4 protein-coding genes and 2 pseudogenes are annotated in these 7,354 nt (G+C 48.7%); 4 read left to right on the top strand and 2 right to left on the bottom strand.

Going from position 1 to position 7,354, the window contains the following annotated elements:
* Nucleotides 1–209: 209 nt before the first annotated feature.
* The 4 genes from Q0835_RS24130 (at nucleotide 210) to Q0835_RS24145 (ending at nucleotide 5,913) form a co-directional block, all read left to right on the top strand.
* Nucleotides 210–1,256, top strand: coding sequence for a DUF6716 putative glycosyltransferase (locus Q0835_RS24130; protein ID WP_298965084.1), 1,047 nt, complete (start codon nucleotides 210–212; stop codon nucleotides 1,254–1,256).
* Between the two features lie 234 nt (nucleotides 1,257–1,490).
* A complete protein-coding gene (locus Q0835_RS24135) occupies nucleotides 1,491–2,201 on the top strand; it encodes a methyltransferase domain-containing protein (RefSeq protein ID WP_298965087.1) in 711 nt (236 codons plus the stop codon).
* A gap of 149 nt (nucleotides 2,202–2,350) precedes the next feature.
* Nucleotides 2,351–4,258 (top strand): hypothetical protein, encoded by a 1,908-nt coding sequence (locus Q0835_RS24140; protein WP_298965089.1) that lies wholly within the window; start codon nucleotides 2,351–2,353, stop codon nucleotides 4,256–4,258.
* 513 nt (nucleotides 4,259–4,771) lie between these two features.
* A protein-coding gene (locus Q0835_RS24145) for an IS3 family transposase (protein ID WP_298965091.1) occupies nucleotides 4,772–5,913 on the top strand; the annotation gives its coding sequence in 2 pieces (ribosomal slippage) (nucleotides 4,772–5,039 and nucleotides 5,039–5,913; 1,143 coding nt in all).
* Nucleotides 5,914–5,973: 60 nt separating this feature from the next.
* On the opposite strand, the pseudogene Q0835_RS24150 reads toward Q0835_RS24145, so the two are convergent.
* Nucleotides 5,974–6,995, bottom strand: a pseudogene (locus Q0835_RS24150) (IS3 family transposase); the annotation flags it as partial.
* Between the two features lie 85 nt (nucleotides 6,996–7,080).
* A pseudogene (locus Q0835_RS24155) lies at nucleotides 7,081–7,284 on the bottom strand (transposase); the annotation flags it as partial.
* Nucleotides 7,285–7,354 lie beyond the last annotated feature (70 nt).

Raw genomic sequence — 7,354 nt, forward strand, 5'->3', positions numbered from 1 at the left:
AAAGGCTCGCAAATGAATTACGTTTTCCGGAGCTTGCTAGATTTTTGTCAAGCAATAGTGGACGGTTTGCACTGCGGTTACCTCTCAAGGATTGATCGACGAGGAAGGCGGTTGGAGGCCGCGGTCGACCAGTTGATAGAACGGGCCGACAAGGCACATGACGCTCGCCAACAACAGGTTCTTCTCGACTTCCTGAGAGATCTCAAATCGTGAAAATCTTGCTTCCGTTTTTTGACGATTCCTCGTTGCTGTTTGCGGCCAGGATGAGTGAAGAGCTGACCCGTCGCGGCCACGATTGCGTTAGCTATTACATGAAGTACAGCCGGGATGCCGCTCAGATTTCTGACCGTCAGATGAATGCAAATACCGAAAACGGTCCTGATCTAGTGGCCGAAGAAGAAGCCCTTTCGACGGAGTTCCTTAGGAGCTTCGATGCCGTCATCGTGTGCCGCGTGACAAGGGAGATACGGGATCTGGTCAACAATAAGGCGTATATGGCCGAGGGAAAGCGGCCGTGTTTCATCGCATTTCAGCCAGGTCTAGAATTTACGCCGGAGCGTGGGGTGAGAAACCGGCGCAACTTTGATGTGGTGTTCCTGAACAGCCAGACTGATGCGGACGCCTACGGCCCCGAAATTACGGGCCGAGGTTGGAAACATGTGTCCTGGGGGCATCCTTACTTTCTAAAACCAGCTGAGCTGCGAGATGATCGTGGCGGCGACATTTTCTTCTTCGCTCAGGCCATAAGCCCTGTGACCTATAATAGCCGAATTCATATCGCCGAAGTGCTGCGGGCGATTGCACTTGCTAATCCCCATCGGCAGCTCTTCGTCAAACTGCGGCACCTGCCGAACGAGAACACCGATCATGTTCACAGGGAGGAATTCAACTATCCAGATCTGTTCAAGGATCTTTGGGAGGTTCCCGAAAACATAGTCTTTTCGGCCTGCACAATGAAGGAAGCTCTGGCGAGAGCATCCTTGGCGCTCACTTGCACGTCAACTGCTGCGATGGATGCGCTTAGCGCGGGTGTGCCGACAATCGTCTACACTGACTACGTCGAAAACTATAGAGACCGCATGGCTGGTGCGATGCAAAGAATTTTCAGAGACAGTGGGATTATCATGCCGTTAAAGAGCGTTCTCTATCTCGACTATAGAAAACCTCGAATGTCTTGGCTTGAAAGGCATTTCAGAGACGAAACCATTTTTTTGGAATTGTTGAGAGTGGTTTCAAAGTTTACTATGAAAGCTTGAGAAGAAACTGTCGAATGCATGGCCACATTGATATCATGAAATAGTACAGCAAATAACGAATGCTTCAGTGCGCAAAATAGGAGGACTAATATGTTCAAAAGCAGGCAATATCACTTACTTGCGAACTGTAATCAAATCAAATAGCAAATGTCACAAGTCAACTACTGAATCAAATCCCAGGTTAGCTATACCCTAACGATTGCTAAAACTGCTGGACACTATGGAGCGCATCGAATGGTCAATTACAAGCATGTGCTTGAATCTCATCAAAAAGATATGGAGAGACGTTTATATAATGCTAATAAAATCTTGAGTATCGTGAAAAGATTTCACAACTTCAATAGTATGTTAGATATAGGTTGCGGCATAGGTGCTTGGTTGAATGCTGCATCGAAATTAGGTGTACAGAATATTAAGGGGGTGGAAGGTCCTTGGCTCAAAGAGACCGAGACGCTGGTTGACAGAAAAAAAATTGAAGTTGTGGACTTGTCAAAAAAGACTTTTGAAACTCAACAGAGATATGATTTGGCGATAAGCATCGAGGTGGCGGAGCATCTTCCTGAAAAAATGGCTTCGAATTTCTGTGCGTCGCTCACGAACGCTTCAGACTTTGTGTTATTTTCGGCTGCAATTCCTGGACAAGGCGGTGCTGGCCATATCAATGAACAATACATAGAGCATTGGATTGGAAATTTTTGGAACTTAGGTTATGTGCCTCTTGATGCCGTACGTCCTTTTATCCAAGCTGATAAAAACATGTATTGGTGGCTACAGCAAAACGTAGTTGTTTTCGTCAGCTACGACAGATTTATCGCCGACGAAAATTTACATAAATTTGCGGCTCCGCTTTCTTCATTCACCCGAATCTCACCGATTGTCTTCGAAAGTAAACGCAAAGAAATTCGGAAAATGAAAGACAAAAAAGAGAAAATAATATCAAGTTAAACTGGGATCGGATAAAATATTGACATGTATTTAATATTTTGAAGATGTAATGGTCAATTTTAGGGGTGCCGGTAGTCTTGAGAAGCGTGTGGATGCCTCGAATGCGTTGGCATTGCTAGAAATAGAAGCGGGGACGAAAAGCTACAAACATGAAGATACTTAAGCCTTCGATTTCGCCCACATACATTACGGAAGAAATCAATTACTTGTCGCCTGCGTTTAGAGATCCATGTCGACATGGTGCACAGCAAGGGCCAAACTACAAACAAAAATACGATTACTTAACCGTTCTTTTCGACATATTTTATGATGACAGCGGGGGTATACTTGCGATAGCTCCCCCTTTAGGGCGCCATGTTCGGAAATATGGAATGAAGTTCCTATACACCAGTGGCGAAGAATGTAAATTTATTCATAATAGGAAAACGAACCTAGATTTTTTTAAACTATCAGGTGACGCCAAGGATAAATCTGTTCGCTTAAAGTCTAAACTGTTCGATCATACGGTCTCAATCTCGCAGAACGAAAGTAAATTTTTTGAAAATTGCCGAGTGTTATTGTTCATAAACAAAAATAATAGTATTCAATGGGTACATGATTTTGTTAAATTTTATGTGAAAATTCATGGAGCAGACGCTGTTTGTTTGTATGATAATGGATCAACCGAATACGTCATTGACGATTTGCTCGACGCATTGAAAGATATACAAGGATTAAAGAAAGTAGCAATCGTTGGTTGGCCCTTTCCCTGGGGAGTTACCGATGGCAATTCAGATAGTTCGTATACGCAACGAGCTTTTTTGGAGCATGCAAGATGGCGTATGTTGACTAAAGCCCGAAGTGTACTTCAGTGCGACGTAGATGAGTTAATTTTCAGCGAAAGACATCGATTGTTCGAAACAGTAGAAAACTCTGAAACGGGCTATATCGCGATCAAGGGGCGGTGGATGACTAACCAACGCCGTGAAGCTTTGCAAATTATTGGGCCACCTAGACATCATCATTTTGAACTTACAGATCTTTCGGAATACGGTTGGTGTGGAAAAAAATGGGCATGCGTTCCTCGCAAGATCACCAAACACCAACAGTGGATGGTTCACGACATTTTCGGAGGAAAAAAAGTCGACCAAATCTCTTCAGAATTCATACTTCGTCACTTTGCCGGTCTCAACACAGGTTGGAAGCAGGCTAATCGTAGTGAAAACGTGGTTTCGGAAGTAGTTTTCAAGGAAGAAAAAAAAATAACTAGTGTAATGCAAGCGCTTTTTGGAAACTCGGTGCCGAAATATTTAGTGGAATATTTGCCTAATGCGGCACAACTCGCATTCGCTGCAGGTCGCATTAGCGCTTCTCTGAGAAGTGAATTGGTAGAAGAGCTATATCAACGTTCTTTTTCTCACATTTGGCTCGCAATGTTGACGGCAAGATTTTATGAAAAGCAAAAGAATGATACAAGAGCAAAAGAATTATACGAGCATGTGATTTCAATAGATGATACTATCTATGAGGCAAAACATTACCTTGGATTTATTTATGAGCGTCAGCAAAACTATGAAAAAGCTTTTAACCTTGCGATTGATGCGGCATCAGAAATGCCAAGTGAAAAAAAATATACTCAACGGTTATTGAATCTTGGACATAAATTGAGAGAGTATGACGAAATTCGTGCGATACTCGAGAGTATTAGGGTTGAGTTTCCAGACGATAAATGGATATTACTAGAGTTAGCTAAAATTTATGCAAGGAAGGAAGGGGCAGAATGTGCGCTCGAGCTGATTAGAAATAATGTAGACGATGTAGCTGATTTGGAAACTCTCGATCATAGGCTCTATCTAGCTGATTTGTATCTGAAGTGTGATTGCTTCGTTGAGGCGCTGACTATTGTAGAGCGTGCTCTCTATGAAGATGAAAAAAAACCGTGGACGCATTATCTGAGATCAAGATGCCATGAAAACTTAGGTAACAAAGAAGAAGCGATAGAGGCAATTAAAACAGCTTTGAGTTTTAGCCCAGGGAATAAAGTATTTTTGCAATTTTATTCTACAATTTCTAATTAGAGCGGTTCCAAAAGAGTCTGAGTCGATTTTGGCTTCCCTAATCGCTGGGAAAGCGCAAGAATGGCGGCGTGGATGTGTAAGATGCTAAACGGTTGCATGAGCTTGAGGCAGAGAATGCCAATCTCAAGCAGATCGGATGTGACCTGCAACCTGAAAACTCCTTCAGTTTGATGTAGAGTCCCTCGCGGCATTGGAGTGCTACCCAACGCGCGCCCGGGAAGGGCTAGAGTTTTCCCTACCAATGGAGTGCTACCCAACACGCCCCCGGGACGGGCTAGAGTTTTCCGGACTGATGGAGTGCTACCCAACACGCCCCCGGGACGGGCTAGAGTTTTCCGGACTGAATCAGGAACACGGGCTGGCTGCGTGTTCTGATTTTATCAGGTCCATCGGCACCTTATTACCGATGGCGCCATGAGGTCTGTATTCAGAGCTGGCTCGGGAAATTTGCACAGCTGGGATAAGTGGAATTTCTGCCTGACTTTGGCTTAGATGCCGGAAACAGGAGAGACGATGACGAGACGACCGCGCCGGAACCACAGCCCGGCTTTCAAGGCGAAAGTTGCGCTTGCCGCGATCAAAGGCGAGCAGACACTGGTGGAACTGTCCCAGCAGTTCGACGTGCACGCGAACCAGATCAAGCAGTGGAAAGACCAGCTTCTTGAGGGAGCGACAGGCGTTTTCGGCGATGAATCGAAGGCGGTACCGGCAGGGCCGACCGTCGATGTCAAAACGCTGCATGCCAAGATCGGGGAGCTGACGCTGGAGAATGATTTTTTAGCCGGAGCGCTCGGCAAGGCGGGATTGCTGAGCGGAAAGAAATGATCGACCGCGAGCATAAGCTATCCGTTGTGCGCCAGGCAAAGCTTCTCGGCTTCAGCCGTGGCAGTGTCTATTATCTGCCTCGTCCGGTGTCTGAGAGCGATCTGGCTCTGATGCGCCGGATCGACGAACTGCATCTCAACTACCCGTTCGCGGGAAGCCGGATGTTGCAAGGGCTCTTGAATGGAGAAGGGCTGCGTGTCGGCCGGCTTCACGTCGCCACGCTGATGAAGAAGATGGACATCGAGGCGATCTATCGCCGCCCGAACACCTCGAAACCAGCGCCAGGTCACAAAATCTATCCCTATCTCCTGCGAAAGCTGGCGGTCACCCGGCCCAACCAGGTGTGGGCAATGGACATAACCTACGTTCCGATGGCTCGCGGTTTTGTCTACCTCTGTGCCGTCGTGGACTGGTTCAGCCGGAGGGTTCTGTCGTGGCGGCTGTCGATCACTATGGAGGCAGCCTTCTGCATCGAGGCAGTCGAGGAGGCGCTGGCTCGCTATGGCAAGCCAGAAATACTCAACACTGACCAAGGTTCGCAGTTCACTTCCATCGACTTTACGGCGGTGCTGAAGAAAGCTGAGATCGCCATCTCGATGGACGGCAAGGGCGCTTGGCGGGACAATGTCTTCGTCGAGCGGCTTTTTTGGCGGTCTATCAAATACGAGGAAGTCTACCTCCACGCTTACAAGACCGTGTCCGAGGCCCGCGCTGGCATCGGCCGCTATCTGACCTTTTACAACACACGACGCCCACATTCATCCCTTGACCGGCAGACGCCGGATCAGGCCTACTTCAACGCGCTGACGCCGATGATGGCGGCGGCATAATCCAGGCGGAAATCCACTTAGCAAACGCCCTGAACTGTTCAGACAAACCGAGCCACCTCTTTCATTGTAGTCCTTTCGCCAATCCTCCAACTTTTCGGCCGCATCTGCAAGACTCAGGAACCAGTGGGCATTTAGACACTCCGCCCTGAACCGCCCATTGAATGCCTCGATGAACGCGTTGTCCGTCGGTTTTCCAGGCCTTGAGAAGTCCAACGTGACGCCCCTTCTATAGGCCCAAAGATCAAGATCCCGGGAGATGAACTCGGAGCCCTGGTCGACTCGGATCGTCTTTGGGTAGCCAATCCAGGCGCAGACAGTTTCCAGCGTTCTCACCACATCCTCGCCCCGATAGCTGAAACGCGGTTCAAGCGCCGGCACATAGCGGGAATACGTGTCGATCACCGTCAGAACGCGGATCTTCCGACCGGTCGCGAGCTGGTCATGCACGAAGTCCATCGCCCAGACATCGTTCGGCCCGACTGCTTCCTGCCTGTCTTCGCGCAGCTTTGCCTTCACCCGGCGCTTGGGATGCTTGTTTCTCAGTTGCAGACCCAATTCGTTGTAGATCCGTCGCGTTTTCTTCTGATTGATCATCCAGCCTTCCCGGCGCAGCAAAACATGCACGCGCCGATATCCGAACCGGACGCGCGTCTGGCAGATCTCTCTTATCCGCTGTTCCAAAGCGGCCTGACCGGGTCGACGGGACCTGTAACGATAGGTCGTCGGATCAAACCGGATCACCGCGCAGGCACGGCGAATGGATACCGACCAGTCCGACCGCATCTCGTCGACCAGCGTTCTTTTCCGGGCAGGCCTCAGAGCTTTCGTTTGACGATGTCCTGGAGCATTTCCTTGTCGAGGGACAAATCCGCGACGATCTTCTTGAGCCGGGCATTCTCCTGCTCCAGCTCACGGAGCCGCTTCATCTCTGACGGCATCAGGCCCGCGTACTTCTTCCGCCAGTTGAAATAGGTCGCCTGACTGATCCCCGCCTCACGGCAGATCTCCGCAACAGGAACACCTTCTTCGCCACGCTTGACGATGAATGCCTTCTGCGCATCCGAAAACTTTGATGCCTTCATCAATTCCGCTCCTTCCCAGCCAGGAAAATCGTCGCGGAAAACTCTAACCCAAATCGGGGGCATTTAGCGGGAGCACATCACCAAATCAGGAACACGGGCTGGTTGCATGTTCTGATTTCATCAGGTCCATCGGAACGTTGTTGCCGATAGCGCCATGTGGTCTGTGTTCGTTGTAGTCCTTTCGCCAATCCTCCAACTTTTCGGCAGCGTCCGCAAGGCTCAGGAACCAGTGTGCATTCAGGCATTCGGCCCTGAACCGTCCGTTGAAGGCCTCGATGAAGGTTGGTCTTGACCCGTGAAACTGGTCCGATTTGATTGCGAATTTTTGGGCACATTTCTAGTGAGAGAGGAGTGTCCCG

It is taken from the genome of uncultured Roseibium sp. (assembly GCF_947499295.1).
Taxonomy (GTDB): Bacteria; Pseudomonadota; Alphaproteobacteria; order Rhizobiales; family Stappiaceae; genus Roseibium.

Excerpts from the sequence above, each read along its gene's own strand:
- Q0835_RS24135 (WP_298965087.1), top strand. The coding sequence starts at position 1,491 with ATGGTCAATTACAAGCATGTGCTTGAATCTCATCAAAAAGATATGGAG.
- Q0835_RS24140 (WP_298965089.1), top strand. The coding sequence starts at position 2,351 with ATGAAGATACTTAAGCCTTCGATTTCGCCCACATACATTACGGAAGAA.